The organism is Pseudomonas sp. PvP089 (assembly GCF_017875165.1).
GTDB classification, from domain to species: Bacteria; Pseudomonadota; Gammaproteobacteria; order Pseudomonadales; family Pseudomonadaceae; genus Aquipseudomonas; species Aquipseudomonas fortuita.
Map to the genome: position 1 here is coordinate 4,167,622 of NZ_JAGGME010000001.1, position 24,786 is coordinate 4,192,407.

The following is a 24,786-nucleotide window of genomic DNA, read 5'->3' on the forward strand; positions in this document are numbered from 1 at the left end:
TGAATGCCGTGGTGCAACTGTGGGAGCGGGTTTCCCCGCGAAGAGGCCAGGACAGGCAGCCGATCAATCAGCCTTGCAACGTGGCCATGTCGATCACGAACCGGTACTTGACATCACCGGCGATCATCCGCTCATACGCCTGGTTGATGTTACGGATATCCAGCATCTCGATATCGCAGCGGATGTCGTGCTCGGCGCAGAAGTCCAGCACTTCCTGGGTCTCGGCGATGCCACCGATCAACGACCCCGCCAGCACCCGGCGCTTCAACACCAGGTTGGCCGCATGCACGGGCGGGTCGATCGGTTCGATCAGGCCAACCAGGATGTGCACACCATCGAACTTCAGCGTTTCCAGGTACGGGTTGAGGTCGTGTTGCACCGGAATGGTATCGAGCAGGAAATCGAAACGACCAGCTGCGGCGTGCATCTGCTCGGGGTCGGTGGACACGATCACATGGTCGGCACCCTGGCGACGGGCTTCCTCAGCCTTGGCCTGGGAGCGAGTGAACAGGGTCACTTCCGCACCCAGAGCCTTGGCCAGCTTGATGCCCATGTGGCCCAGCCCGCCCATGCCGAGGATGCCGACCTTGTGGCCCGGACCGACGCCGTGATGCTTGAGCGGCGAATAGGTGGTAATGCCGGCGCACAGTATAGGTGCGGCGCTGGGCAGGTCCATGCCGGCCGGGATGCGCAGCACGAAGTGCTCGCTGACCACGATGCTGCTGGAGTAACCGCCCATGGTGTTGCTGCCGTCGACCCGGTCCGGGGTGGCGTAGGTCATGGTCGGGCCTTCCGAGCAGTATTGCTCCAGGTCCTTGGCGCAGGCTTCGCAATGGCGGCACGCGTCGACCATGCAGCCGACGCCAACCAAGTCACCCACCTTGTGTGCGGTGACCTTGGCGCCCACCGCCGTGACCCGGCCAATGATCTCGTGGCCAGGCATCAGCGGGTACACGGCAATCCCCCATTCGTTGCGTGCCTGGTGGATGTCGGAGTGGCATACGCCGCAGTACAGGATGTCGATGGCGACGTCGTCCGGGCGCGGGCTGCGGCGCTCGAAGGTCATGGGGGCCAGAGGGCTGGAAGGGGTTTGGGCGGCGTAACCGATGGCGGTATACATGCAGGTCCTCGCAGGGAAGTGAAACGATTCAGGCGACGCATTTTGCGCGTCCAACCGCGTCACGCCCACGGCAGATTCTCCGGCATCCATGCCTGATTATCCGAAGATGCCATCTGATAACTCGCGCCATCCCCTTAATCTGCGATGATTAAGCTGTCTGATCCTCTGCCCCTGGTTTAACATGCAACTGACCCGCCACGTCGACGCCAATTCGCCACTTTGTACGCTGATCCGCAGCCTCGCCACGCGCCCGGGCTTTGTGCCCACGCACCTGCCCCAGGTACAGGTGCTGAGCTGGGACCACTATGTGGCCAGCAGCCCGCAGATCTACGAACCCAGCCTGATGATCCTGGCCCAGGGCAGCAAGCTGGCGCGCCTGGGGCCGCGCACCCTGGAGTACGGCGCCGGGCATTACCTGGTGCAGGCGTTGTCGGTGCCGTTCATGTGCGAAACCTTCGCCACCCCTGACGCGCCATTGCTGGGCGTGGCGGTGGACATCGACCGTGGCGTGCTGGGTGAACTGGTGCAGAGCATGGGCCTGGTGCCGGACGCTGCAGTACAGGCGCAAACACCGCAATCGATGACCTCGGCGGCACTGGATGCGCCAATGCGTGACAGTGTGGAACGGCTGCTGCACTGCCTGCAGGACCCGCTTGATGCCAAGGTGCTGGGCCCGGCGCGCGTACGTGAGGTGCTGTATACCGCGCTGCGCGGCCCGCAGGCCGGTGTGTTGCGAGCACTGGTGGAGCAACAGGGGCATTTTGCCCGCATCGGCGCCGCCCTCGCCCACCTGCGCGAGCACTACGCCGAGCCGCTGAGCGTGGAGGCACTGGCCGCGCGGGCCAACATGAGCGTTTCGACCTTCCATGAACACTTCAAGCGCTGCACCGACATGGCACCGATGCAGTACCTCAAGCGCTTGCGGCTACTCAAGGCGCAGCAGATGCTGATCGGTGAAGGCCTGGGGGTGGCGCAAACAGCGCACCGGGTGGGTTACCAGAGCACCTCACAGTTCAGCCGCGAGTACAAGCGCCAGTTCGAGCGCAGCCCGGGGGATGAACAGCCCTACCAGAGCTTGCCTGTGTAGCGAAGCCAGTTATCAAGCATGCTCGATCACTGTGGGAGCGGGCGCGCCCGCGAAGCAGACAACGCGGTGGATGGCACCGGCTATGCCGGTGTTCGCGGGTGCGCCCGCACACAATGGTCGCATGCGCTTCATGTTTGCCGTTCGACCATGGCGATAATGGCGGCCTTGAGCTCAGCCTTGGCCTGCCCGGCTTCCAGCTCTCCCGCTGCAGCCGCCTGGGACAGCGCATCCGCTGCCCCGACCAGCAGGCGCATGCCGGCAACCCCTACATTGCCGCTGGGCGAAAACCCGGCCAAGGCTTCGCGGCACTTGTCCAGGAACGGCTGCTCGTACGCCCGTTTCAGCGCCTCCAGTTCCGGCGACCCGGCCAGCGCTGCCGACACCCCGGGTATCTCCCGGCCCTGGCTCATCACGCAGTCCACGTAGGCCTCGGCAATCACCCGGGCGCGGCTGGCCAAGCTGGCTTCACAGCTGGCCAAGGCTTGCGCCAGCATCTGCGACTGACGCGCATCGTATTCCTGGTACAGCGCCATCAGCAGCCCGTTGCGGGTCTCGAAATGGTCATAGACCACCGGCTTGGTTACCCCCGCCTGTTCAGCCAGGCGGCCCAGGCTCAAGGCATCGGTACCCTCCTCCCGCACCAATTGCCAGGCCATGTCCAGCAACTGCCTGCGTCGGTCGTCGCGGCTCAGGCGCTTGCGGGAACGGGCTTGATCGTTGCTTGACATCGATTACCTACCAAAAGTAACTTACTAAGCGTAACTTACCTGGAGTATATAACGCTTCAGGCTACCCTGCACCGTTGAATGGAGAGCCACCATGCACGCTCTGATCGTCGTCGGTCACCATGACCCGCAATCCCTCACCCACGCGCTGGCCCGGCAGGTTGCCGACGGCCTGGCCAGCGTCGGCCACAGCAGCGAAATCGCCGACCTGGCCAGCGAAGGCTTCGACCCCCGCTTCAGCCTGGCAGACCATGCCGTGCACCGCCGGCTGGCAGCACCGCCGGCTGATGTACTCAACGAGCAGGCACGCATCGAGCGCGCCGATGCCCTGGTGCTGGTCTATCCGGTCTACTGGTGGTCACTGCCGGCCCTGCTCAAGGGCTGGGTCGAACGGGTATTCAGCAATGGCTGGGCGTTCGACTATGAAGAAGGCGCCACGGTGAAGAAATTGCGTGGCATGAAGGTTCACCTGATCGGCGTTGCGGGTGCCGATACAGGCACCTTCGAACGGCACGGCTATGGCGAGGCGATGCGCGTGCAGATCGAGCACGGCATCTTCGACTATTGCGGCGCCGAGGTACTCAGTTCCACCTTGCTGGATGACAGCGAAGGGCCTGACCAGCTTCCCCACTTGCACCATGCACACGCCTTGGGCAAAAAACTGTTTGCAGATTGCCAGGCCGCAGCCTGAACTGGCACAGGGCGGCTACTCAAGTAGCGGCAGCCTCGGTTGGGCACGCCACCTGTTCGACAAGAAGTACTGGGTTGCAGGCTTCAACCAGCTCAATGGCAGCAACAACTATGGCGAGCCACGCAACTCTGACCCCGGGTCAGTCTGCCAGCGGCCACTGCGCCAAGGGCCAGTAGGCGCCCTTGCGCGACTCGTAGAGCGTGAAGTGGCGCGCGCTGAGGTAGAACTCCGGCGCGCTGCTGGCCTCGGGTGGTTGCCCGTGGTAATCCCTGGACAGGGTCAAGTGCGGCCGATACTCACGGTTGGCCGCCTCCACCCCCAACGGCAGCAGTGCCTGCTGCAAGCCGTACACCAGTTGCAACAGGGCCGGCGGTGTCTGCTGTGCCTCCAGCACCAACGCGCCGGCCCGCTGCCACACCTGCAAACGGTCAAGCAACAGCCGCGGTGCCAGAGTTGGCAACGTCAGTTGATCGACTGCCGCACAGATCGCCGGCACCTGTGCGGTATCCACATCGCCGAGGAACAACAGCGTGACATGGAAGTTGGCCGCGGGGACGGGTATGCCGCTGCGCAGGTTCAGCGCCCGGCGCCACTGAGCCAAGGCATGGCGCTGGGCATCGCTGACCGGCAAGGCGAAGAACAGCCGTTTGAACGGGCTACCGCTGGGGCGTATATCCTGAACCATACCAACTCCCTGACATGAAACGTTTGCGCAAGACTGTAGGGCATTACACCAATGTCGCCCCGGTGTTTCGTAACAATAAGTACAAACTACCCCCATGATTGTTTATGCTGGCGAGCTTATGCCATGACGCATGGCCATTTTTCGACAAGTAAACGTCCATGAAAATTGCACTCGTACTTATCTTCGCCCTCTCGATTGCCTACGTGCACCTGCGCGGTCGGGTTCGCCACAAATTGACTCGCCAGCTGGGCGACCACTCCAGCTTCCTCGCCCCGGTCAACAGTTTCCTGTACCTGTTTTCCAAGCTCCCGGCCAAGCCATACTTGCCGGTCGAAGCCTTCCCCGAACTGAAGCCGCTGCAAGACCACTGGCAGGAAATCCGCGAGGAAGGCCGCCAGTTGCTGCACGTGGGCGAAATCAAGAAGTCCGACAACTACGATGACGTCGGTTTCAACTCGTTTTTCAAGACTGGCTGGAAGCGCTTCTACCTGAAGTGGTACGGCGAAAGCCACCCTTCGGCGATGGCCCTCTGCCCACGCACCACCGAACTGCTGCAAAGCATCGGCACGGTCAAGGCTGCCATGTTCGCTACCCTGCCGCCGGGCGCCAAGCTGGTGCGCCACCGTGACCCATATGCCGGCTCGTACCGCTATCACCTGGGCCTGGACACGCCGAACGATGACGGTTGCTACATCGACGTGGACGGCGAGAAATACTCATGGCGCGATGGCGAGGGCGTGATCTTCGACGAGACCTACATCCACTACGCGGCGAACACGACCGAGCACAACCGCATCATCCTGTTCTGTGACGTCGAGCGCCCGCTCAAGTACCGCTGGGCCACTGCGTTCAACCGCTGGTTCAGCCGCAACGTCATGGCCGCCGCCGCCGCGCCCAACGGTGCCGGCGACAAGACCGGCGGTATCAACCGGTTGTTCACCCGCATCTACAAGATCCGTGAACGCGGCAAAGCGCTGAAGAAGCGCAACCGCCTGCGTTACTACGTGGAAAAGTGGGCGGTGGTTGCAGCGCTGGTGCTGGTGTTCATCTACATTTGAAGGCTCAACGCGCCCACAAGTGCTGCTGCACACCCACCAAAGTACAAGCCTCGCAGGTGTCACTCTTCGACTAGCCTGAAAGCTCCACTCGCAACCACCACAAGGTGAAGACGATGAGCATGATGGACTGGGACGCCTACCGTAAGCAGTTGATGGCCGGCATCGGCGATCTCAAGCAACTCTCCCCCGACACCGTGGCCGGTTACATGACCGCCAGCGGTGCGGGAGCCAAGACCAACCACCTCGACGCCAAGACGCGTGAGTTGATCTCACTGGCCGTGGCCGTGACCACCCGTTGCGACGGCTGCATCGCCGTGCATTCGCAGCAGGCGGTCAAGCACGGGGCCAGCCGCGAGGAAATTGCCGAAGCCCTCGGCGTGGCCGTGGCGATGAACGCCGGTGCTGCGCTGGTGTACTCGGCGCGAGCCATGGATGCGGTGGGCAAGGCCAACGGCTAGGCCCAAACGGCGTCGCCGCCCTTGCGCGACGGCGCCGCGCCCCACAGACTTGGCGGCCCAGCCCTTGCAGGAGCCCGCATGATCCACGTTCGCCCTATGACAGCCGAAGACTTCGAGCGCTTCTGGCCCACCTTCCAGGCCATTGTCCAGGCCCGTGAAACCTACGCCTTTGACCCCGAGCTGAGCATCGATCAGGCCCGCCAGCTGTGGCTGGAGCTGCCATTGCACACGCTGCTGGCCGAAGAAGATGGCGAGCTGCTGGGTTCTTATTATCTTAAGGCCAATGCCACCGGGCCTGGCGCGCACGTGGGCAATTGCGGCTATATGGTGTGCGAACAGGCACGCGGCCGAGGTGTGGCACGCCTGATGTGCGAGCACTCGCAGAAGCTGGCACGCCAGGAGGGCTTTCTGGCCCTGCAGTTCAACTCGGTAGTGGCCAGCAATGAAATTGCGGTGGCACTGTGGCACAGGCTGGGATTTGAAACGGTCGGCCGCTTGCCCAAGGCTTACCGCCATGCCCGCCTGGGGCTGGTGGACTGCCTGGTGATGTACAAGTGGCTGGCAGAGGAGCCGGTGGTGGAGAAACCACCGCTGCTGATCGGGCGCAAGAACATCGAGGCACGGGTGTCGCGGCGTCGCGGGCGCTGACCTCTCTTGCAGGTTCGGCCCCTTCGCGGGCTTGCCCGCTCCCACGAGTACTGCGCAGCACCTAAAGGCTGTGCGGTCCCTGTGGGAGCGGGTTCACCCGCGAAGAGGCCGGGCCTGCTAAACGCTCAGCTTCAGAACGCCAAGCCCACCTTTACACCAAACTCGTCACGCTTGAGCTTGGTGTTGTCTGCCACTGGCGAATCTTCGTCCAGCTTGTATTCGGTGCGGGTGTAGTACACCCCGGCCTGCACCGGCAAAGCGCCCTGCTGGTTCATCAGCAACGTCACTTCGGCGTACGGGTTGGTGCGGTCTTTGAGGTCGACCGTGTCGCTGCCAAAGTCGTCCACTTTCAGCCGCGCACGGCCGTCCAGGGTGTGGCGCGCGCCCACTTCCACCCGCAGGGTCGAGGCGTCGAACTGGTGGTTGTAGCCCAGCGCCGCCTTGGCAAAGGGCGACTTCACGGTGAGCTTGGTATCAAGGTCGTTGATTTCCGGCTCGAAGCGCGACCAGCTGTAGCCGCCGCCCACGGTCACATCGACGAAGTTGCGAGCGTCCAGCGCCGCACGCCAGCCAAGGTCCAGGTCAGCCTGGGCTTCCTTGAGCTTGTTGTCGTTCTTCTTGCCGTATTTGGCTTCGGCGCCGATTTGGTAGATGAAACCGGATTCGGCTGTCAGCTTGTTGCCGAAGGTGGCGAACACACCGCCCTGGCCCATGTGTTCCTTGTCGCTTTCACTGCCACCTTCGAACTTGAACTTGTCGTAGGCGCCCTGCAGACCGATGGTGAACAGCGGGTCGGTGCTGGGTGCGGCGGTGGCGGCCAGCGGTGCGGCGATCAAGGCGAGCAGGCAGGTGTGGCGCAACAGATGACGAGCAGGCATGCGTAAAGTCTCCATGACTTGGTAACGAAAGACGAACGTGCGGTTCGAGACAAACGCCACACGAAAAGTTCGAAAAAAAATCAGTAAAAACACGCAACCCTGTGTTTTATCGGCGTATTCATGGCACGCCAACATTTGACGCCTTAGCCTTTCAGTGGTCAGATGCGCGCCAGTTTCAGGTGCCCTTCGCCGCCGCGCGCAGGGTGAAACGGGAAGCCGGTGCGTCATGTTACCCATGACAAGTCCGGCGCTGCCCCCGCAACGGTAAGCGAGTGAACCCTTCGAGATACCACTGTGCACGTGCATGGGAAGGTGGAGGTTTCATGCCCCTCGCAAGCCCGGAGACCGGCCTGGAGCTTCACTTGGCAACCCGCGGTGGGCGGGCGCAGGCCGGAATCCGTGCGCGCGCCTGCCTGCATGGTTCGCCTTTGCGTGTTTTCCACCGGGATCCATTCATTCCTGCAGCAGTGGAACGACATGTCCCGTATGTTCAAGCTTCACCCCCTGGCGGCCTGCCTGGCCGTCGCCCTCCCGGCCCTGGCCGATGGCCATGACCGGCAGCCCTTGGCCTTGCCTTCCACGGCCATCACCGACACCCTCGACAGCCGCACCCTCGACCTGGCCACGCCGACCCAGGCAGGCTCGCGCCTCGGCCTCAGTGCCCTGGAAACACCGGCCAGCACCAGCAGCATCAGCGCCGAGCAGATTCAGCAGCGCAACAACCTCACCGTGCAGGATGCGGTGACGCGGTCGCCGGGCATCACCTTCGTCGGCTCCCCCGGCGACGGCGGCACAGGCCTGTCCGCCCGCGGCTTTGCCGGTCACAGTTCGGTGATGACCCTGTTCGACGGCGCCCGCCTGTACACCGGTGCCGGCACCCAGACGTTCCCGGTCGACCCGTGGATGGTCGAGCGTATCGATGTCATTCGCGGCCCGGCTTCGGTTCTGCATGGCGAAGGCGCCACCGGCGCGGTGATCAACGTGATCCCGAAAAAACCGTTTGCCGGCGAGGTGCGCAACCACCTGCGCCTGGGCTACGGCTCGTGGGACCGCCAGCAGCTCGGCCTGGACAGCGGCGGCAGCCTCAGCGAGCGCCTTAGCTATCGCCTGACCCTTAACCAGCAGGCCGGCAACGGCTGGGTCGACCGCACCACATCGCGCAGCCTGGCCCTGAGTGCCGCGCTGCGTTTCGATGCCAGTGACGACCTCAGTTTCACCCTTGCCCACGACCGTGGTGATGCAGAGCCTGCCAACTACTACGGCACCCCGCTGATCGACGGCCACTACCGCAGCAGCCTGCGCAAGAAAAACTCCAACGTGCAGAACGACGTGCAGCACTACGTCGATGAGTGGACCCGGCTGACCACGGACTGGACGCTGAACGACCACGTCAGCGCCAGCAACCAGCTGTACTACATCAAAAGCCGCCGCCACTGGCGCAATGCCGAAGACTACAGCTGGGACGCCGAGCGCCAGCAATTGCAGCGCGGCAGCTACCTGGAGATCAAGCACAACCAGGAACAGTTCGGCGACCGCCAGACCTTCACCTTTGACCACAGGCTGTTCAGCCTGGCCAGCAAGACCGTGGTCGGCGCGGAATACAACAAGGTCCGCTTCAACGTCGACAGCAACGCGCCCTACAACGATGTGGGCGGTGACTACATCGACCCATGGCAGCCAGAACCGGGCGGGTTCCACAGCGCCTCGCCACTGCGCCCGCAAACCTTGTCCAGCACCCACACCTTCGCTCTGTTCGCCGAGAACCGCTTGCAGCTGAGCGACCGGCTGTCGCTGGCCACTGGGGTGCGCCGCGACCAGAACCACATCGACCGCACCAACCTGACCAACGACAGCCGCAGCGACCGCAGCCTGCAAGGTGGTAACTGGCGCGCCGGGCTGGTGTTCGCAGTCACCGATGACTTGGCGCTGTTCGGGCAGTACTCCACCAGCCAGGAGGGGGTCAACAACCTCATCAGCCTCAGCCCCACCCAGATGCACTATGACCTGACCGAGGCGAAACAGACCGAGGTTGGCCTCAAGCAGCGCTTCTGGGACGGCCGTGGCGAATGGACGCTGGCCGCCTACCACATCGTCAAAAAGAAGCTGCTGGTGGACGACCCGATCACCCACGAGAAACAACAGGCTGGGCAGCAGACGTCAGATGGCCTTGAGGCAACCCTGGAACTGGCATTGGCGCATCAATGGCAGGTGTCGGCCAATGCGTCGCTGGTACGCGCCAGGTATGACGATTTCGACGAGATGGTCGGCGGTGTAGCGCAGGACCGTGCCGGCAACCGGCCGGCCAACGTGCCACGGCGTACCGCCAACCTGTGGCTGAGCAAAGGCTTCGGCCAGCAGGTAGAGGCCGGCATGGGTGTGCGCTACGTGGATGAGCGTTATGCCGATACTGCCAATTCCCAACGTGCCCCCGGCTACGCCGTGGTCGATGCCAACATCGCCTGGCAGGTGCTGCCGGATGTGAAGTTGGGGTTGCAGTTGAACAACCTGTCTGATCGTGAATATGTGCAGTCGGCGTTCAGTGGGCAGCAGTGGTTGATGGGGATGCCACGATCGTACTTTGCGACGGTTGATTACACCTTCTGACCTGAGTTGCCTGTAACGGCTTCTTCGCAGCACCAGGCTGCTCCTACCAGTCACCACCGACCGGTAGGAGCAGCCTTGCGCAGCGAAGAGACCGGCACAGGCAACACAAAAACCTCTACCAACCTCTCATCAATTAGTTATAAGATAACGTTTCACATGACATTAATTCCTATCAGCGACCCTCCATGACAAGCGCCAGCGCCACGCCCTCCTTGATCACCCAGCGCCTGCAAAGCATCGATGCCCTGCGCGGCCTGGTGATCCTGTTCATGCTTCTGGACCACGTCCGCGAAACGTTCTTCCTGCACCGACAGGTCAGCGACCCGATGACCATCGACGCTACAGAGCCTTCGCTGTTCTTCAGCCGGACCCTGGCCCACCTGTGCGCGCCAGTGTTTGTCCTGCTAACCGGGCTGTCGGCCTGGCTGTACGGCGAAAAGCACCAAGGCCGCGGCGATGTCTCGGCGTTTCTGTTCAAGCGCGGGTTGTTCCTGGTGGTGCTGGAATTCACCCTGGTCAACTTCGCCTGGACCTTTCAGCTGCCCCCAAGCGTCATCTACCTGCAAGTCATCTGGGCCATCGGCGTCAGCATGATCGCCCTGTCGCTGCTGGTATGGCTGCCACGTGCTGCCCTGCTCGCCCTGGGCGCAGCCATCGTTGCCGGCCACAACCTGCTCGACGGCCTGCACTTTGGCGTGGAGTCAGCCCTGCACGTGCCATGGGCAATCCTGCACGACCGGGGTTGGCTTGAGTTTTCCGAAAACCTGCGCCTGCGCACGTCTTACCCGGTGCTGCCATGGATCGGCGTCATCGCGCTGGGTTATGGCCTGGGCCCCTGGTTTGCCCGGGGCAGTGCGGCTGGCCAACGCCAGCAGCGCCTGCTGCTGGCGGGTTTGATCGCGTTGCTGGGCTTTGTCGCGTTGCGCATGTTCAACGGCTATGGCGAGGCGCCGTGGAGCGGTTACCCCACCTTCACACAAACCGTGATGAGCTTCTTCAACATCACCAAGTACCCGCCTTCACTGCTGTTCCTGGCCTTGACCCTGGGCTGCGGCCTGCTTTTGCTGCGCGCCTTCGAGCGCGCCGGCCAGGCCCGCTGGATCAGCGCGCTGGCAGTGTTTGGCGCAGCACCGATGTTTTTCTACCTGTTGCACCTGTACGTGCTGAAGCTGTTGTACCTGGCCTGCGTGGCGCTGTTCGGCCTCAACCATGGCGACTACTTCGGCTTCGACGGCATCGCGGCGGTGTGGCTGGGTGCAGTGGTGGTGGCGGTTTCGCTGTACCTGCCGGTGCGCGGGTTCGCTCGCCTGAAAGCGCGCCGCCGCGACATCACCTGGCTGAAGTACTTCTGAAAAGCGTTTTCACCCGGCGGCACGATGGTCTACCATGCGGGCCGCCGGTTTCCACCACGGAATTAATAGGGAATCCCAGGCCCGCCAATACGGGCCAAACGGAACTGCCCCCGCAACTGTAGGTGCCGAGCCTGCTCCATTGATGCCACTGGGCCACAACCCGGGAAGGCCGGAGCCGGGCCATGACGCACCAGTCAGGAGACCTGCCGGCCTACATTTACCAACCGGCGGGGTGTCCGGGATTGGCCATCAGTGTTGCCCCTGCCCTCGGCGGGGGCTCGGCGATGCCTGTCCGTGCGTTCCTCACCCGAACTGTCCGATAGGAGATCGCCCAGCATGCTGCCCCGTTTTGCCACCCTGCTCGCCGGCCTCGGCCTCACTGGCCTGGCCCAGGCCGCCGCCACCCACTACCCGCTCACGGTCGAGAACTGCGGCAAACCGCAGACCTTCGCCCAGGCCCCGCAGCGCGCCGTCACCATCGGCCAGGCCGGCACCGAGATACTCTACGCACTCGGGCTTGGCGACAAGCTGGCGGGCACTTCGCTGTGGTTCAACAACGTGCTGCCCGAGTACCAGGCGCAGAACGACAAGGTGCCGCGCCTGGCCGACAATGACCCCAGCTTCGAGGCCGTGGTCGGCAAGCGCCCGCAGCTGGTGACCGTGCAGTTCGAATGGATGGTCGGCGCCCAGGGTGTGGTCGGCACCCGCGAGCAGTTCGATGAGCTGAAGATCCCCACCTACCTGCTGCCGTCGGACTGCGAAGGCAAAGACAACCTGGTCGGCGCCGACGGCACCCGCCTGCAGGCGTTTCAGGTAAACAGCATCTACAAGAGCGTCAGCCAGCTGGCCGAGATCTTCGATGTGCAGGACCGCGGCACTGCGTTGAACGCCGAGCTGAAAGGCCGCCTGGACAGCGCCAAGGCGCAACTGGCCGGCAAGGACCTGTCTGCCACCTCGGCACTGTTCTGGTTCTCCAGCGCTGACCTCGACATCGACCCTTACGTGGCGGGCCGTCAAGGGGTCGCGGACTTCATGCTACGCACGTTGGGCGTTCGCAACGTGGTCGAATCCACCGAGGAGTGGCCGACCGTAGGCTGGGAAACCCTGGCCAAGGCCAACCCCACCTGGCTGATCATCGCCCGCATGGACCGCCGCCGCTTCCCCGCCGACGACTACCAGAAGAAGCTGGAGTTTCTGCGCAACGACCCGGTAACCCGCAACATGGACGCGGTGAAACACGACCGCATCATCGTCCTCGACGCCGACGCCATGCAGGCCGGCATCCGCCTGTTCCGTGGCCTGCAGACGCTGTCCGCCGCCTTTGCCAGCGGTAAAGCACCCCAGTGATGAGCCGCCTGCTACCTTGTATCGCCGTTGCCCTGGCGGCACTGCTGACCGCCTTGCTGGCCGGCACCGCCATTGGTGAGACCAACCTGTCGCCCAGCGTGGTCGGCCAGGTGCTGGCCAACCAGCTGTGGCAGGCCGGCTACCCGGTTGACCCGATCGACGCCGGCATCGTCTGGAACTACCGCCTGACCCGCACCCTGGTCGCGGCAGCCTGCGGTGCCGGCCTGGCCACCTGCGGTGTGGTTCTGCAGGCGCTGTTGCGCAACCCGCTGGCCGAGCCGTACCTGCTGGGGTTGTCGGCCGGCGCCTCGACCGGTGCAGTGCTGGTCGGCCTGCTGGGCCTGGGTAGCCTGACGCTGAGCATGTCCGGGGGCGCCTTCATGGGGGCGCTGGCTGCGTTCGCCCTGGTGCTGGTACTGGCCCGCGCCGCCGGCCCTGGCAGCAACAACGCGCAGGTGATCCTCGCCGGTATCGCCGGCTCGCAACTGTTCACCGCTCTCACCGCTTTTCTCATCACCAAGTCGGCCACCGCCGAACAGGCACGCGGCATCCTGTTCTGGCTGTTGGGCAATCTCAGCGGCGTGCGCTGGCCATCGGTGTGGCTGGCCGTACCGGTGGCGCTGTTTGGCCTGGTAGTGTGCCTGTGGCACCGCCGCGCACTGGATGCCTTCACCTTCGGCGCCGATTCGGCTGCATCGCTGGGCATCCCGGTGCGGCGCACCCAGCTACTGCTGATCAGTTGCACAGCGCTGGTGACGGCCGTGATGGTGTCCATCGTCGGCGCCATCGGTTTTGTCGGGCTGGTGATTCCGCATGCCCTGCGCCTGCTGCTCGGCCCAGGCCACAGCCGCCTGTTGCCCGCCAGCGCACTGGGCGGTGCACTGTTCCTGATTGCCGCCGACGTCCTCTCACGCACCTTGATCACGGGCCAGGTGATTCCCGTGGGCGTGGTCACCGCACTGATCGGGGCGCCCGTCTTCGCGCTTATTCTGGTCAGCCGCCGAGGGCACTCATGACGGTCATGACAGCTGTACAGCTTGCGCCGCTGAGTTGCCAGGGCCTAGGGCTGCAATTGGCCGGCACTGCCGTGCTGCGCGATATCGAGCTGAGCGTTGTAGCAGGTGAAACCCTGGGCATCGTAGGCCCCAACGGCTCCGGCAAGTCCTCACTGCTCAAGTTGCTGGCCGGGCTGCGCAAGCCGGCCAGTGGCAACGTGCAACTGCTGGGCGAACCGCTGGCACAACTGCCCCGCCGCCGGGTTGCGCAGGCCCTGGCACTGGTCGAGCAACAAGCTGACACCCTCGACGCAATCCGTGTGTTCGACGCCGTTGCCTTGGGCCGCACACCTTGGCTGTCGGCATTGGCACCCTTCTCTCGAGAGGACCGTACCATCGTCGAACAGGCCCTGGCTGACCTCGACGCCCTGCACCTGCGCGCACGCCTGTGGGGGTCGCTGTCGGGTGGCGAGCGCCAGCGCGTGCACATCGCCCGCGCCCTGGCACAACGGCCACAGGTACTGTTGCTGGACGAGCCGACCAACCACCTGGACATTCAGCACCAGCTAAGCCTGCTGCAACAGGTTCAAGCCCTGCCCGTGACCACGCTGGTGGCCTTGCACGATCTCAACCAGGCACTCACCTGCGACCGCGTCGCGGTACTGGACAAGGGCCGCCTGGTCGCCCTTGGCAAACCGTTCGAAGTCCTCACCCCCGAGCGCCTGCTGTGCACCTTTGGCGTGCATGCCCGCTACCTCACCGATCCCTTCGATGGCGCGCGCATCCTGCGTTTTCGCGCCCCCTGAACCAGGAAGTTCCACTGATGCTGTTGCGCCCTGTCGCCCTGCTGCTTGCCAGCGCCCTGCTTGCCCCGGCCGCACTGGCCGAGGTGCATGAAGTGAAAATGCTCAACCGCGGCAGCGAGGGCGCCATGGTGTACGAGCCGGACCACCTGCGCATTGCCCCCGGCGACACGGTGCGCTTTCTGCCCACCCAGAACGGGCACAATGCGGCCAGCGTGACCGGCCTGCTACCGGCGGGGGCCGAGGCCTTCAAGAGCAAGTTGAACCAGCCGTTCGAGCAGACCTTCAGCGTGCCGGGGGTATACGGCATCCAATGCATTCCGCACCTGGCGATGGGCATGGTGATGGTGATTCAGGTCGGTGACGCGCCGGCTACCGAATTGCCAGCCAGCTTGCCTGCGCGGGCGCAAGCCCGCTTCGCAGCCCAGTTGCAGAAGCTTGAGGCAGCGCGATGAACCGGCTGTTGTTGGCGCTGCCACTGTTGGGGTTGTCGCCCTTTGCCCTGGCCGACTCCGCTCAGTCGCAAAGCAACGGTTTTGTCGAAGACAGCAGCTGGAGCATCCTCAACCGCAGCGTATTCGACCAACGCAACTACCGGCACGGCGGGCGCAACAGTGCCGCGCGCAATGCCTACAAACCGCGCAGCGAACGTGATGGCAAGGCTGAGGAATGGGCCTACGGTTTGATGGGGACATTTCAGTCCGGCTTCACTCAGGGCCTGATCGGTGTCGGCGTCGATGCCCATGCCTATCTGGGCGTACAACTCGACAGTGGCGGCGGGCGCGCGGGCAAAGCACGCCTGCTGGGGATGGATAACGACGGGCATCCAAAAAACGAATACAGCCGCGCAGGCGCGGCGCTGAAGTTGCGGGTATCCAATACTGTGCTGTCCTATGGCGAACAACGCGTCAAAACCCCGGTGTTCAGCTCTTCCGACAGCCGCCTGCTGCCCGAAACTGCCACAGGGTTCTTCCTCACCAGCAACGATTTCGACACGCTAACGCTGGTGGCCGGGCACTTCAACGAAAGCGCCGACCGCAATGCCTCCAGCCACGACCAGGGCTTCGTGGTGAATTACTCCAACGGCAAGCAGGGCAACAGTTTTGACTTGGCGGGCGTGGTCTGGAACCCCGGTGCAGCCTTCAGCGGCAGCCTGTACACCTCGCGCTACGAGGACAGCTGGAACCAGCACTACCTGGGTAGCACCCTCAGCCACGCGCTGGATGACCGACGCAGCATCAGCCTGGACCTCAACCTGTACCGCACCACAGACACCGGCAAGGCGCTGTCCGGGCGCATCGACAACACCACCTGGAGCCTGGTCTCGCGCTACAACCAGGGGCCGCACGGTTTCAGCCTTGGCTGGCAACAGGTCGACGGCAACACCCCGTTCGACTACGTGACGCGAGGGGCAATCTTCATTGCCAACGCCGTGCAGATGTCGGACTTCAACGCCCCGAACGAGAAGTCCTGGCAGGCACGCTATGACCTGAACATGGGGGCCTATGGGGTGCCGGGGTTGAACCTGACGGCGTTGTATGTGCGGGGGTTCGATATCGACGGCACGCATGTCGACCCCAATGGCGGGTATGCATACCTGGGGTATGGCAAGGGTGGCAAGCATTGGGAACGCGACCTCGAGGCGAGGTATGTGGTGCAAAGTGGCAAGGCCAAGGGGACGACGTTCTCGGTGAGGCATAACGTGCACCGGGGGAACACGGCGCAGGCGGAGCTGGACGGCGACCAGATACGCTTGGCGGTGGAGTGGCCGTTGTCTGGGGGGGGCTGATAGACCGGGTTGCCTGGACTGGCGGCGGTTTGCGGCCCCAGGATCCATCAGGCAACAGCGCTACCCGCAGGCAGCAACCCCCACTGCGCTTGCTCCTGCTCACTCATCGCGGCCAGCACCTCGGCAAACGTGCGCTGCAGCTCCGAACTGACATTGCCAAACGCCCGGTAATGGGTAAGCAAGTAGCGCTTCACCGTCCTGGGCCAGCGCCGCTCGTTGTGCGCCGCGTTGATAATACCTTTGGCATCATGGCGCGTCGCCCCACGCCACAGTTCCATCAACCTGTTCTCGAAATCACCGAAGGTCCACAGGCCAGTGCGGTCTTCGAATTCGTCAAGCAGTTTGAGTTTGTACAGGGCCATGTGTGGCATCGTGAGCCTCCCTCGTGTGCAGTGAATAAGCCGTGCACAGGGGAAGGTAAGCAAGCCGGACCGGCCTGGATATGAACGCGTCGATCACACCCAAAGCGCCGTTGTAGGCACTTTCCCACAGATCAGGGCAATCGCAAGTGCATGTGCGTGGTCTGCCAGACCGGGTCTTGCTCCACATTCACCACGGCAAACCCTTGCCGCTCCCAGAACGCAATCGCACCCGGCAGAAACGGATGCGTATGCAGGTACAGGCAGTCGATACCTGCCTGCTCCGCCCGCTCGCGCAACGCGCCGAACAACGCGGCAGCCAGGCCATGCCTGCGGTAGGCCGGCAACACGAACAGGCGCACCACCTCGACCACCCGCTCAGCGTGATAATCAAGCTGAGGGAAGCGGTGGTCATAGGGCACGTAGCCGATCACCGCAACCAGCCGCCCGGCATCACGCGCCTCAAGGAAGCACCCCGCACCGTCCAGGTAAGTCTCGGCAAAATGCGCAAGGTCGTGCGGCAATGGCGCTTTTGCAAGCATCGGGAACAACTCGCGGCGTGCGCTATCGACAAACGCCACGACTTCGGCAATGGCGACGCGCGCCACAGGTTGCAGGGTCCAGTTCGGCATGGGGCTGTTGGCAGTGGTGGGAGGGCAAGGTTCTACCCCAGTGTGCCGTTCAAGGTAAATCACAAAGCTCGTCGTGGCCGGGCGGACATCGGTATAATCGGCCGTCTTCACTGCCCGACCAGGCCACGCCATGCCTCGCTTCCAGACGTTGCTGTTGCCCCTGCTGCTGACTGCCGCCCTCACCGCCTGCGACCAGAAACCCTCTCGTGAAGACCAGATCCTCGCTCAGTTGCCGCTGCAAGAGGCCTATACCCATAACATCGAGCGCATGGCCGCGCTGCTCGGCCGCACTCACCCGCAGCTGTCGCAAGCCACCATCCAGGGTGTACTGCGCAAGTACCTGACCGTCGAGGACCAGCGCCAGGACCTGTTCCGGCTGTACAGCGAAAAGAACTTCAGCGACGCCGAATTTGCCACCATCGTTGCTGCCACCCAGGACCCGGCCAAGGCCAGAGCGCTGGAAGACACCGAAGCGGGCAAGCGCCTGAGCGAAAAACTCACCGCCCTGATGCGTGAGACCGCCCGCGACGTCAAGGTGCAGGCACTGGTCGAGCGACGCATGCAGCAGGTAGAAGACGAGCTGAATGCGCTGGACAGGGCTGGTTCCTGAACGCGGTTCCCCACTTCCCCTAGCGCGAAAGGTCGTCGCTACTTTCAATCAATCGAGGTCAGGATTGCCACACGCCAAGCACGGATTGCGCCTGGATCTACGCACACTCATTCTGGTGCTCTGCGCCCTTACCGCCCTGGTCATGCTATGCGCCAGCTATTTCGCCAGCTACCGGGTGCAGCGCCAACTGCTGATCGACCACGCCCTGGAAGCCAACCGGGTGTATGCGATGAAGCTGGCCAGCATCACCGAGACATTCATCGGCAACGCCCAGCAGCAGCTGAGGTTCAGCGCCGGCGTACAAGGCCGGCAGCTAAGCGATGCCGCGGCGCTGCTGGGGGAAACCGACCGTGTACTGGGCCAGAGCATGGCCTTCAACTCCACTTTCGTCATCGATGCCAACGGCGTGCTGCGGGCCGTATCCCCCGCCCCGCTGCGGCACCTGATTGGCACCCTTGTCCAGTCGCCCGGCGCTCAGGAAGCACTGCACGAACGCCGCCCGCTGGTTTCCACACCCTACCTTTCGGCGGCCGATAACCTGGTGGTGGCGCTTTCACACCCCATGTTCGACAGCGACGGTCGCTACCTGGGCTATGTCGGCGGCAGCCTGTACCTGCGTGAACGCAACATCCTCAACAGCCTGCTGGGCGAACACTTCTACAAGGACGGTTCGTACCTGTATGTGGTCGACCGCAACCGTCGCCTGCTGTACCACCCCAATCACGAACGGGTAGGCACGGTGGTAGAGGGCAACGCCCTGATCGACCAGTTGGCGACGCTGGACAACGGTACTCGGCAAATCACCAACAGCCTGGGCGTGGAAATGCTCGCCGGGTTCGCCACCGTACCCAGCGCCGGCTGGGGGGTAGTGGCGCAGCAACCGCTGGCGCAGACGGTGACGCCACTGAACCACCTGATCCTCAACGTGGTGGGCACTTCTGCGCCTCTGGCGCTGGTGGGCTGCCTGTTGCTGTGGTGGCTGGCCATGACCATCGCCCGGCCGCTGTGGCAACTGGCTGCCGGTGCCCGCTCGATGGACCGTGCAGGCACCGCCGAGCGCTTGCACCGCGTGCGGGCCTGGTACTTCGAGGCGGCCGAGCTCAAGCGTGCCCTGTTGATCGGGCTGAACCTGCTGCAGGAGCGCATCGGCCGGCTCAACCGCGACGCCCAGACCGATCCGCTGACCGGCCTGGGCAACCGCCGCAGCCTGGAGTTCAGCCTATCATTGCTGGAAGCCGAAGGCCGGGCCTTTGCCGCCATTGTGCTGGACATCGACCATTTCAAACAGGTCAATGACAAGCATGGGCATGAGGTCGGCGACCAGGTGCTGCGCCGACTGGCAGAGTTGATGCGCCGCTGCTGCCGCGAGGGCGACCTGCTGTGCCGCACCGGGGGCGAGGAATTCCTGATGCTGCTGCCGGGGGCCAGCCTGGACGTGGCGACAGTGGTGGCCGAGCGGCTGCGGGTGACGGTGCAGGATACGCCCGTGCCGCCGGTGGGCGCGGTGACGGTTTCGCTGGGGGTGGCACGCTGGGATGGCGAGGCGGGCAGCGAGCCTGTGGAAGCATTGAGCAAGGCTGATCGGGCGCTCTACCTGGCAAAGCAGAGCGGGCGCAATCGGATGTGTGTGGCCTGAGCCTCCTGTTACACCTTTACCCGCGAAGAGCCCGGCACAGGAGAAGTTGAAACCAGCAGCTGTAACAATCTTTGTCATAAAACTGTCGCGTTACAGTCATAGGATTGACCCCAACCTGACATTTTCACTTCATGGATGAGCGTCTCATGCGTCGTGTGGTCTTCAATCAGAAAGGTGGCGTCGGCAAGTCCAGCATCGCCTGCAACCTCGCCGCTGCCAGTGCTGCCGAGGGTTACCGAACGTTGCTGGTCGACCTCGACCCGCAAGCCAATGCCACCTATTACCTCACCGGCCTGGTCAATGACGCCATACCTGCCGGCATCGCCGACTTCTTTCGCCAGACCCTGTCAGCGGCCACTGCCGCCGGCAAGAAGCACCGGGTGGCGATCACCGAAACCCGTTACAGCAACCTGCACCTGGTCACCGCAAGCCCCGATCTCAGCGACCTGCAAAGCAAGCTGGAGAGCAAGTTCAAGATCAACAAGCTGCGCAAGCTGCTGGTGGAACTGAGCGAGGACTACGAGCGGATCTACATCGACACCCCGCCAGCGCTCAATTTCTACACCTTCAGTGCGCTGGTGGCAGCAGAGCGCCTGCTGATCCCGTTCGACTGCGACAGCTTCTCGCGCCAGGCCCTGCACAGTGTCATGGCCGAGGTCGAGGAACTGCGCCAGGACCACAACCCGGCGTTGCAGGTAGAAGGTGTGGTGGTCAACCAGTTCGCCGGGCGCACCGCCCTGCACCGGACCCTGGTCGACCAGTTGCGCAGCGAAGGCATGCCCGTGCTGCCGGTGTACCTGAGCAGTTCGATCAAGATGCGTGAATCGCACCAGGCGTCAGTACCGTTGGTGCACCTGGCGCCACGGCACAAGCTGGCGCTGGAGTTTGTCGATTTGCTGGATGTGCTGGAGCGGGCGGCCTGATAGACCCTGGGGGCGCTCTGCGTCCCTATCGCGACACAAGGCCGCTCCCACAGGAGATCGCGGTTGCCTGTGGGAGCGGCCTTGTGTCGCGATAGGGCTGCAACGCAGCCCCAAAAACTTGCAGTAAAAGCACTACCCGACCGTTCATCCGGATGGTAGATTCGCCGCCATGAAAATCACCCGGCACACTCGCACGCTGACTGCCTGGACGCTCTATGCCAGCGTCCTGTTCAGCCTGTTGCTGTGCGGCCTGCACCATGGCCAGATGGGTGGCCTGCGCCTGGCCGGGCTGGAAGGCGGCTTCTGCTCGGTCAACAGCGAACACGGCGTGGCCATTGACCTGGACGGTGCCGGCGGTGACCAGCACATGGCCCAGCTCGACTGCCCGGTATGCTCCTCGTTTGGCCTGGCCGTACCGCTCAGCAGCGGCGGCTGGTCATTCACCCCGGCGCAAGCCGTGGCCACCTCGCCCATCGTCGTGCGCAGCTGGGCACAACCGCCGCCACGCTACCAACGCCCCGCCCTCAACCCACGTGCCTCCCCCGCCGCCTTCCCCGCAGCCGTACTTCATTTCGCCTGACATCAGCCGGGCGCGCCTGCGTGTGCGCTCGCCGTCAGCCATGACCTTTGCGTGGAAGACATACCAACATGCTTCGCAAGACCTCCCTGGTGCTCCTCATGGGCACCTGCAGCTTTGCCTGCGCTGAAACAGCCCCTGTGGAACTCGGCGCCACCACCATTGACGGCGAACGCGACGCCGCCAGCGGCGTGCAACTGGACGAGCCGATCCGTACCGGTTCGCGCCTAGGCCTGACCGCGCGGGAAACACCCGCCTCGGTCAGCGTCTCGGACCGTCGCCTGATCGAAGAACGCGGCGCCAAGGACAGCCAGGACGTGGTCAACGCCATGACCGGCGTCAACGCCTCGGCCAACCCCGGCTTTGGCGGCTTCGTTGCCTACCGCGGCTTTACCCAGAACCAGGTCACCCAGTTGTACAACGGCATCAACCTGGGCTACAGCAGCGCCACCCGCCCAGTGGACGCCTGGGTTCTCGACCGTGTCGAGCTGATTGGTGGGCCGTCTTCGTTCCTGCACGGCGCGGGTGCGGTGGGCGGCTCGATCAACTACATCACCAAGCTCGCCAGCCGCGACCAACAGACAATCGATGGGCGTATCCGCTATGGCAGTTTCGACGACAGCGAGGTGGCGTTCGGTATCAACCAGGCGCTGGCCAGCAACCCCGCCGATGCCCGCCATTTCATGCGCCTGGACTTCAGCCGCGGGCATGGCAACGGCTACGTCGACCGCAACGAACGGGATACCGACAGCCTGGCCTTTTCGCTGCTCAGCGACCTGGCCCCCAACCTCACGCACACCCTGGCGGTCGAGTACCAGGAAGACCGCGAACAAAGCCCCTACTGGGGCTCACCGATTCTGCCCGGGCGCAGCACGATGAAGATCGACAACAGCCGCCGCTTCGAAAACTACAACGTCGCTGACGGCCGCTATGAGCAGCGGGTGCGCTGGCTGCGTTCGATCCTCGACTACCAGATCAGCGACAGCACCAGCGTGCAGAACACGCTGTACCACTACAATGCCCAGCGCGATTACCGCAACCTCGAACGCTACGCCTACACCCGCGATGGCAAGGTGCAGCGCAGCAGCCCCTACCTGCAGCGCCACGACCAGAACCTGCTGGGCGACCGCATCGAACTGCGCCATGACAACCAGCTGCTGGGCCTGACCAGCCAGTGGTCGCTGGGGCTGGAGTACTCGCGCATGCGCCAGACCCTCTACCCCACCTCCGGCAGCTGGAGTGACGTGGTCGATGCCGACCACTTCAACCCCGGCAGCTTCGATGACATCCCCGGGGTGAATGCCGGCCTGACCAAGCAACGTCACCACGAGGTCATCAACCGCGCCGTGTTTGCCGAAAACCGCTTGCAGCTGACCGAGCGCCTGGCCCTGCTGACCGCCCTGCGCTACGACTACCTGGACATGGAGGTCACCAACTACGGCGCAGTCTCTCCCACCTCGCCGGCCTATTTCGAACGCCGCTGGGAACCGCTGTCCGGGCGCATCGGCCTGACCTATGCGCTGACGCCTTCGGCCAGCCTGTATGCGCAGTACAGCACCTCCGCCGACCTGCCCGCCGGCTCGCTGGCGGCAGCGACCTATTCCAACGTCGGGCTGTTCGACCTGTCCAAGGGCGAGCAGTGGGAAGTGGGCAGCAAGTTCGACTTCCTCGATGGTCGCGGTGCGGCCACGCTGGCGCTGTACCAGATCGTGCGCAAGGACTTTGCCGTGCGCGATTCGAACGACGCAAACCTCACGGTCCAGGCCGGGCAGCAGACCTCACGTGGTGTCGAACTGTCCGGGCGCCTGCAGGTAACGCCGAAACTGCTGGCTGAGGCCAACTATGCCTATGTCGATGCGCGGTACGATGAGTTCAACGAGGCAGTCAACGGCAAATCGGTTTCACGCAAGGGCAATGCGCCGACCAACGTGCCGGCCAATGTCGCCAACCTGTGGCTGACCTACAGCCTGTCGCCGGCATGGTCGGTGGGCGCCGATGGGCGCTACGTGGGCTCGGTGTATGCCGACAACGCCAACAGCCTGAAGGCCCCGGCCTACACCCTGTTCGGCGCTTTCGCCCGCTACCGGCTGGATGAACACACCACGCTGACCGGGCGGGTGCGCAACCTCACCGATGAGGTGTATGCCAAGCAGGCCTATAACAGCCAGTACTACATGGGGCCGCCACGCACCTTCGAGCTGGCGCTGGACATGCGCTTCTGACGCAAGCCAGGTTGCCGTATTCATTGCTCTGGCAGGTTGGCTGTTAACCGCAATGGCGGTTAAATCAGGTATCCCGAGGTCGCACTCGACAAAGCATCGTCCAGCGCCCGGTTATCTACTGGCAAGCACAATAATGATGGCGCGGCCCGACCGCGCCACTTTTCATCATGGCTGCCAATGGAACCGGAGAGCACCCGCATGTCCGCACCTCATGAGGTATCCCCCGCCACCCTGCGCAGGGTGATCGCCGCCTCGGCCATCGGCAATTTCGTCGAATGGTTCGACTTCGCCGTGTATGGCTTTCTCGCCACCCTGATCGCCAGCCAGTTCTTTGCCAGTGAAGACCCCAGCGCGGCGTTGCTCAAGACGTTCGCGGTGTTTGCCGTGGCCTTTGCCCTTCGCCCGCTGGGCGGGATCGTGTTTGGCGCGCTGGGCGACCGCCTGGGACGCAAGCGCATCCTGTCGCTGACCATCCTCTTGATGGCAGGCTCAACCACCCTGATCGGCCTGCTGCCGACCTACGCCAGCATCGGTCTGGCAGCCCCAGTGCTGCTTACCCTGGCGCGCTGCCTGCAGGGCTTTTCTGCCGGTGGCGAATACGCGGGGGCCTGCGCCTACTTGATGGAGCATGCACCCAATGACAGGCGTGCCTTCTACGGCAGCTTCGTGCCGGTCTCGACTTTTTCCGCCTTCGCCTGCGCCGCCGTGATCGCCTATGGGCTGGAAGCCAGCCTGTCGGCCGAAGCGATGGGTGCCTGGGGCTGGCGCGTTCCCTTCCTGGTTGCCGCACCGCTGGGGCTGGTCGGCCTGTACCTGCGCTGGCGTATGGAAGAAACCCCGGCATTCCGCGAAGCCGTCGCCCAGGGCAAGGAACATGAGCATTCACCGCTCAAAGACACCCTGCGTCACCATGGCCGGGTCATTCGCAACCTGGGGGCCTTCATCTCGCTGACTGCCCTGTCGTTCTATATGTTCACCACCTACTTCGCCACGTACCTGCAACTGGTGGGCAACCTGACCCGCGCGCAGTCACTGCTGGTGACCACCGTGGCGCTGCTGTTCGCCGCCGTCGGCTGCCCGCTGGCCGGGGCGTTCTCGGACCGCGTGGGGCGGCGCAAGACCATTGGCTTTACCTGCCTGTGGGTGATGCTGTGCGTGTTCCCGGCGTACTGGCTGGCCAGTTCGGGCTCGATGTCCGGTGCGCTGCTGGGGGTGATCCTGCTGGCGGTGGGGGCCTTGTGCAGTGGTGTGGTGACCGCAGCATTGCTGTCGGAGAGCTTCCCCACCCGCACCCGCTATACCGCTTCGGCGATTACCTACAACGTGGCCTATACCCTGTTTGGCGGCACCGCGCCGCTGGTGGCGACCTGGCTGATCGGGCAGACCGGCAGCAGCCTGGCACCAGCGTTTTACCTGGTGGTGATTGCGCTGGTAGCGTTGGTGGGGGGGTTGGCGTTGCCGGAGACTTCGCGGATTTCATTGCATGATGAGGTGGGATCGGATGCTGTACGGCCTGGAGTCCGTCGTACCGTCTGAGATTATTGGGGCTGCTTTGCAGCCCATCGCGGCACAAGGCCGCTCCTACAG

The 24,786-nt window shown here is 63.8% G+C and carries 24 protein-coding genes and 2 riboswitches; of the genes, 18 read left to right on the forward strand and 6 right to left on the reverse strand.

What is annotated here, in order from left to right; all coding sequences use genetic code 11:
* Positions 1-67: 67 nt before the first annotated feature.
* Complete coding sequence (gene calA, locus J3A71_RS19030; RefSeq protein ID WP_060518776.1) at positions 68-1,120, reverse strand: vanillin reductase; 1,053 nt, start codon at positions 1,118-1,120, stop codon at positions 68-70.
* A gap of 181 nt (positions 1,121-1,301) precedes the next feature.
* Here calA and J3A71_RS19035 point away from each other — a divergent pair, with 181 nt between their 5' ends.
* The gene (locus tag J3A71_RS19035) at positions 1,302-2,207 is read left to right on the forward strand and encodes an AraC family transcriptional regulator (protein WP_060518777.1); all 906 of its coding nucleotides are present in this window, start codon (positions 1,302-1,304) and stop codon (positions 2,205-2,207) included.
* 128 nt (positions 2,208-2,335) lie between these two features.
* Here J3A71_RS19035 and J3A71_RS19040 read toward each other — a convergent pair whose 3' ends face one another.
* Positions 2,336-2,935 carry a TetR/AcrR family transcriptional regulator gene (locus J3A71_RS19040; RefSeq protein WP_016486003.1) on the reverse strand — a complete coding sequence of 200 codons (600 nt, stop codon included), beginning with the start codon at positions 2,933-2,935 and terminating at the stop codon, positions 2,336-2,338.
* Positions 2,936-3,026: 91 nt separating this feature from the next.
* Between J3A71_RS19040 and J3A71_RS19045 the strand changes: the two genes are divergently transcribed.
* Complete coding sequence (locus J3A71_RS19045) at positions 3,027-3,623, forward strand: NAD(P)H-dependent oxidoreductase (protein WP_016486002.1); 597 nt, start codon at positions 3,027-3,029, stop codon at positions 3,621-3,623.
* Between the two features lie 139 nt (positions 3,624-3,762).
* Here the strand turns inward: J3A71_RS19045 and thpR are convergent, their stop codons facing one another.
* Positions 3,763-4,308, reverse strand: a complete 546-nt coding sequence (gene thpR / locus J3A71_RS19050) for an RNA 2',3'-cyclic phosphodiesterase (RefSeq protein ID WP_096425890.1) — start codon at positions 4,306-4,308, stop codon at positions 3,763-3,765.
* 158 nt (positions 4,309-4,466) lie between these two features.
* Here thpR and lpxO point away from each other — a divergent pair, with 158 nt between their 5' ends.
* The 3 genes from lpxO to J3A71_RS19065 all read left to right on the forward strand — a co-directional run bounded on the left by lpxO (position 4,467) and on the right by J3A71_RS19065 (position 6,472).
* A complete protein-coding gene (gene lpxO / locus J3A71_RS19055) occupies positions 4,467-5,366 on the forward strand; it encodes a lipid A hydroxylase LpxO (protein ID WP_060518784.1) in 900 nt (299 codons plus the stop codon).
* 113 nt (positions 5,367-5,479) lie between these two features.
* Positions 5,480-5,824, forward strand: a complete 345-nt coding sequence (locus tag J3A71_RS19060) for a carboxymuconolactone decarboxylase family protein (protein ID WP_013973174.1) — start codon at positions 5,480-5,482, stop codon at positions 5,822-5,824.
* Positions 5,825-5,902: 78 nt separating this feature from the next.
* Positions 5,903-6,472 carry a GNAT family N-acetyltransferase gene (locus J3A71_RS19065; RefSeq protein ID WP_096425889.1) on the forward strand — a complete coding sequence of 190 codons (570 nt, stop codon included), beginning with the start codon at positions 5,903-5,905 and terminating at the stop codon, positions 6,470-6,472.
* Positions 6,473-6,603: 131 nt separating this feature from the next.
* Here J3A71_RS19065 and J3A71_RS19070 read toward each other — a convergent pair whose 3' ends face one another.
* Positions 6,604-7,350: an outer membrane beta-barrel protein gene (locus J3A71_RS19070; protein ID WP_016485995.1), complete on the reverse strand. Its 747-nt coding sequence runs from the start codon at positions 7,348-7,350 to the stop codon at positions 6,604-6,606.
* 160 nt (positions 7,351-7,510) lie between these two features.
* Positions 7,511-7,719, forward strand: a riboswitch (cobalamin riboswitch).
* Positions 7,720-7,827: 108 nt separating this feature from the next.
* Here J3A71_RS19070 and J3A71_RS19075 point away from each other — a divergent pair.
* From J3A71_RS19075 to J3A71_RS19105, 7 genes are all read left to right on the forward strand, one after another.
* A complete protein-coding gene (locus J3A71_RS19075) occupies positions 7,828-9,954 on the forward strand; it encodes a TonB-dependent receptor (protein WP_096426950.1) in 2,127 nt (708 codons plus the stop codon).
* Between the two features lie 185 nt (positions 9,955-10,139).
* Entirely contained in the window at positions 10,140-11,306 is a 1,167-nt protein-coding gene (locus tag J3A71_RS19080; protein ID WP_096425888.1) for a heparan-alpha-glucosaminide N-acetyltransferase domain-containing protein, read from the forward strand.
* Between the two features lie 28 nt (positions 11,307-11,334).
* Positions 11,335-11,532: riboswitch (cobalamin riboswitch) on the forward strand.
* Positions 11,533-11,642: 110 nt separating this feature from the next.
* On the forward strand, positions 11,643-12,653 hold the full coding sequence (locus tag J3A71_RS19085; protein WP_023048893.1) for an ABC transporter substrate-binding protein: 1,011 nt from the start codon (positions 11,643-11,645) through the stop codon (positions 12,651-12,653).
* Positions 12,653-13,669: an iron ABC transporter permease gene (locus tag J3A71_RS19090; protein WP_070086466.1), complete on the forward strand. Its 1,017-nt coding sequence runs from the start codon at positions 12,653-12,655 to the stop codon at positions 13,667-13,669. Before J3A71_RS19085 ends, J3A71_RS19090 begins: the two co-directional genes overlap by 1 nt.
* Complete coding sequence (locus J3A71_RS19095; RefSeq protein ID WP_016485990.1) at positions 13,666-14,454, forward strand: ABC transporter ATP-binding protein; 789 nt, start codon at positions 13,666-13,668, stop codon at positions 14,452-14,454. The genes J3A71_RS19090 and J3A71_RS19095 overlap by 4 nt, the downstream gene beginning before the upstream one ends.
* 17 nt (positions 14,455-14,471) lie before the next feature.
* Positions 14,472-14,906 (forward strand): pseudoazurin, encoded by a 435-nt coding sequence (locus J3A71_RS19100; protein ID WP_023048895.1) that lies wholly within the window; start codon positions 14,472-14,474, stop codon positions 14,904-14,906.
* The gene (locus tag J3A71_RS19105; RefSeq protein WP_096425887.1) at positions 14,903-16,240 is read left to right on the forward strand and encodes an OprD family porin; all 1,338 of its coding nucleotides are present in this window, start codon (positions 14,903-14,905) and stop codon (positions 16,238-16,240) included. Before J3A71_RS19100 ends, J3A71_RS19105 begins: the two co-directional genes overlap by 4 nt.
* 47 nt (positions 16,241-16,287) lie before the next feature.
* Here J3A71_RS19105 and J3A71_RS19110 read toward each other — a convergent pair whose 3' ends face one another.
* Both J3A71_RS19110 and J3A71_RS19115 read right to left on the reverse strand, forming a co-directional pair.
* Entirely contained in the window at positions 16,288-16,602 is a 315-nt protein-coding gene (locus J3A71_RS19110; protein ID WP_224372470.1) for a hypothetical protein, read from the reverse strand.
* A gap of 131 nt (positions 16,603-16,733) precedes the next feature.
* Positions 16,734-17,231 (reverse strand): GNAT family N-acetyltransferase, encoded by a 498-nt coding sequence (locus tag J3A71_RS19115; protein ID WP_024717700.1) that lies wholly within the window; start codon positions 17,229-17,231, stop codon positions 16,734-16,736.
* A 130-nt stretch (positions 17,232-17,361) separates the two neighbouring features.
* Here J3A71_RS19115 and J3A71_RS19120 point away from each other — a divergent pair, with 130 nt between their 5' ends.
* From J3A71_RS19120 to J3A71_RS19145, 6 genes are all read left to right on the forward strand, one after another.
* Positions 17,362-17,841, forward strand: coding sequence for a hypothetical protein (locus tag J3A71_RS19120; protein WP_016485985.1), 480 nt, complete (start codon positions 17,362-17,364; stop codon positions 17,839-17,841).
* 64 nt (positions 17,842-17,905) lie between these two features.
* Positions 17,906-19,477: a sensor domain-containing diguanylate cyclase gene (locus tag J3A71_RS19125; protein ID WP_016485984.1), complete on the forward strand. Its 1,572-nt coding sequence runs from the start codon at positions 17,906-17,908 to the stop codon at positions 19,475-19,477.
* A 146-nt stretch (positions 19,478-19,623) separates the two neighbouring features.
* Positions 19,624-20,400 carry a ParA family protein gene (locus J3A71_RS19130; protein WP_095114830.1) on the forward strand — a complete coding sequence of 259 codons (777 nt, stop codon included), beginning with the start codon at positions 19,624-19,626 and terminating at the stop codon, positions 20,398-20,400.
* A gap of 169 nt (positions 20,401-20,569) precedes the next feature.
* On the forward strand, positions 20,570-20,980 hold the full coding sequence (locus J3A71_RS19135) for a DUF2946 family protein (protein ID WP_016485982.1): 411 nt from the start codon (positions 20,570-20,572) through the stop codon (positions 20,978-20,980).
* A 68-nt stretch (positions 20,981-21,048) separates the two neighbouring features.
* Complete coding sequence (locus J3A71_RS19140) at positions 21,049-23,199, forward strand: TonB-dependent receptor (RefSeq protein WP_096425886.1); 2,151 nt, start codon at positions 21,049-21,051, stop codon at positions 23,197-23,199.
* A 198-nt stretch (positions 23,200-23,397) separates the two neighbouring features.
* Positions 23,398-24,735 (forward strand): MFS transporter, encoded by a 1,338-nt coding sequence (locus tag J3A71_RS19145; RefSeq protein ID WP_023048958.1) that lies wholly within the window; start codon positions 23,398-23,400, stop codon positions 24,733-24,735.
* Positions 24,736-24,786 lie beyond the last annotated feature (51 nt).

Bases quoted from the DNA above. Each gene is read 5' to 3' on its own strand.
- calA (WP_060518776.1), bottom strand. From the start codon at position 1,120: ATGTATACCGCCATCGGTTACGCCGCCCAAACCCCTTCCAGCCCTCTG.
- J3A71_RS19035 (WP_060518777.1), top strand. From the start codon at position 1,302: ATGCAACTGACCCGCCACGTCGACGCCAATTCGCCACTTTGTACGCTG.
- J3A71_RS19040 (WP_016486003.1), bottom strand. From the start codon at position 2,935: ATGTCAAGCAACGATCAAGCCCGTTCCCGCAAGCGCCTGAGCCGCGAC.
- J3A71_RS19045 (WP_016486002.1), top strand. From the start codon at position 3,027: ATGCACGCTCTGATCGTCGTCGGTCACCATGACCCGCAATCCCTCACC.
- thpR (WP_096425890.1), bottom strand. From the start codon at position 4,308: ATGGTTCAGGATATACGCCCCAGCGGTAGCCCGTTCAAACGGCTGTTC.
- lpxO (WP_060518784.1), top strand. From the start codon at position 4,467: ATGAAAATTGCACTCGTACTTATCTTCGCCCTCTCGATTGCCTACGTG.
- J3A71_RS19060 (WP_013973174.1), top strand. From the start codon at position 5,480: ATGAGCATGATGGACTGGGACGCCTACCGTAAGCAGTTGATGGCCGGC.
- J3A71_RS19065 (WP_096425889.1), top strand. From the start codon at position 5,903: ATGATCCACGTTCGCCCTATGACAGCCGAAGACTTCGAGCGCTTCTGG.
- J3A71_RS19070 (WP_016485995.1), bottom strand. From the start codon at position 7,350: ATGCCTGCTCGTCATCTGTTGCGCCACACCTGCCTGCTCGCCTTGATC.
- J3A71_RS19075 (WP_096426950.1), top strand. From the start codon at position 7,828: ATGTCCCGTATGTTCAAGCTTCACCCCCTGGCGGCCTGCCTGGCCGTC.
- J3A71_RS19080 (WP_096425888.1), top strand. From the start codon at position 10,140: ATGACAAGCGCCAGCGCCACGCCCTCCTTGATCACCCAGCGCCTGCAA.
- J3A71_RS19085 (WP_023048893.1), top strand. From the start codon at position 11,643: ATGCTGCCCCGTTTTGCCACCCTGCTCGCCGGCCTCGGCCTCACTGGC.
- J3A71_RS19090 (WP_070086466.1), top strand. From the start codon at position 12,653: ATGAGCCGCCTGCTACCTTGTATCGCCGTTGCCCTGGCGGCACTGCTG.
- J3A71_RS19095 (WP_016485990.1), top strand. From the start codon at position 13,666: ATGACGGTCATGACAGCTGTACAGCTTGCGCCGCTGAGTTGCCAGGGC.
- J3A71_RS19100 (WP_023048895.1), top strand. From the start codon at position 14,472: ATGCTGTTGCGCCCTGTCGCCCTGCTGCTTGCCAGCGCCCTGCTTGCC.
- J3A71_RS19105 (WP_096425887.1), top strand. From the start codon at position 14,903: ATGAACCGGCTGTTGTTGGCGCTGCCACTGTTGGGGTTGTCGCCCTTT.
- J3A71_RS19110 (WP_224372470.1), bottom strand. From the start codon at position 16,602: ATGGCCCTGTACAAACTCAAACTGCTTGACGAATTCGAAGACCGCACT.
- J3A71_RS19115 (WP_024717700.1), bottom strand. From the start codon at position 17,231: ATGCCGAACTGGACCCTGCAACCTGTGGCGCGCGTCGCCATTGCCGAA.
- J3A71_RS19120 (WP_016485985.1), top strand. From the start codon at position 17,362: ATGCCTCGCTTCCAGACGTTGCTGTTGCCCCTGCTGCTGACTGCCGCC.
- J3A71_RS19130 (WP_095114830.1), top strand. From the start codon at position 19,624: ATGCGTCGTGTGGTCTTCAATCAGAAAGGTGGCGTCGGCAAGTCCAGC.
- J3A71_RS19135 (WP_016485982.1), top strand. From the start codon at position 20,570: ATGAAAATCACCCGGCACACTCGCACGCTGACTGCCTGGACGCTCTAT.
- J3A71_RS19140 (WP_096425886.1), top strand. From the start codon at position 21,049: ATGCTTCGCAAGACCTCCCTGGTGCTCCTCATGGGCACCTGCAGCTTT.
- J3A71_RS19145 (WP_023048958.1), top strand. From the start codon at position 23,398: ATGTCCGCACCTCATGAGGTATCCCCCGCCACCCTGCGCAGGGTGATC.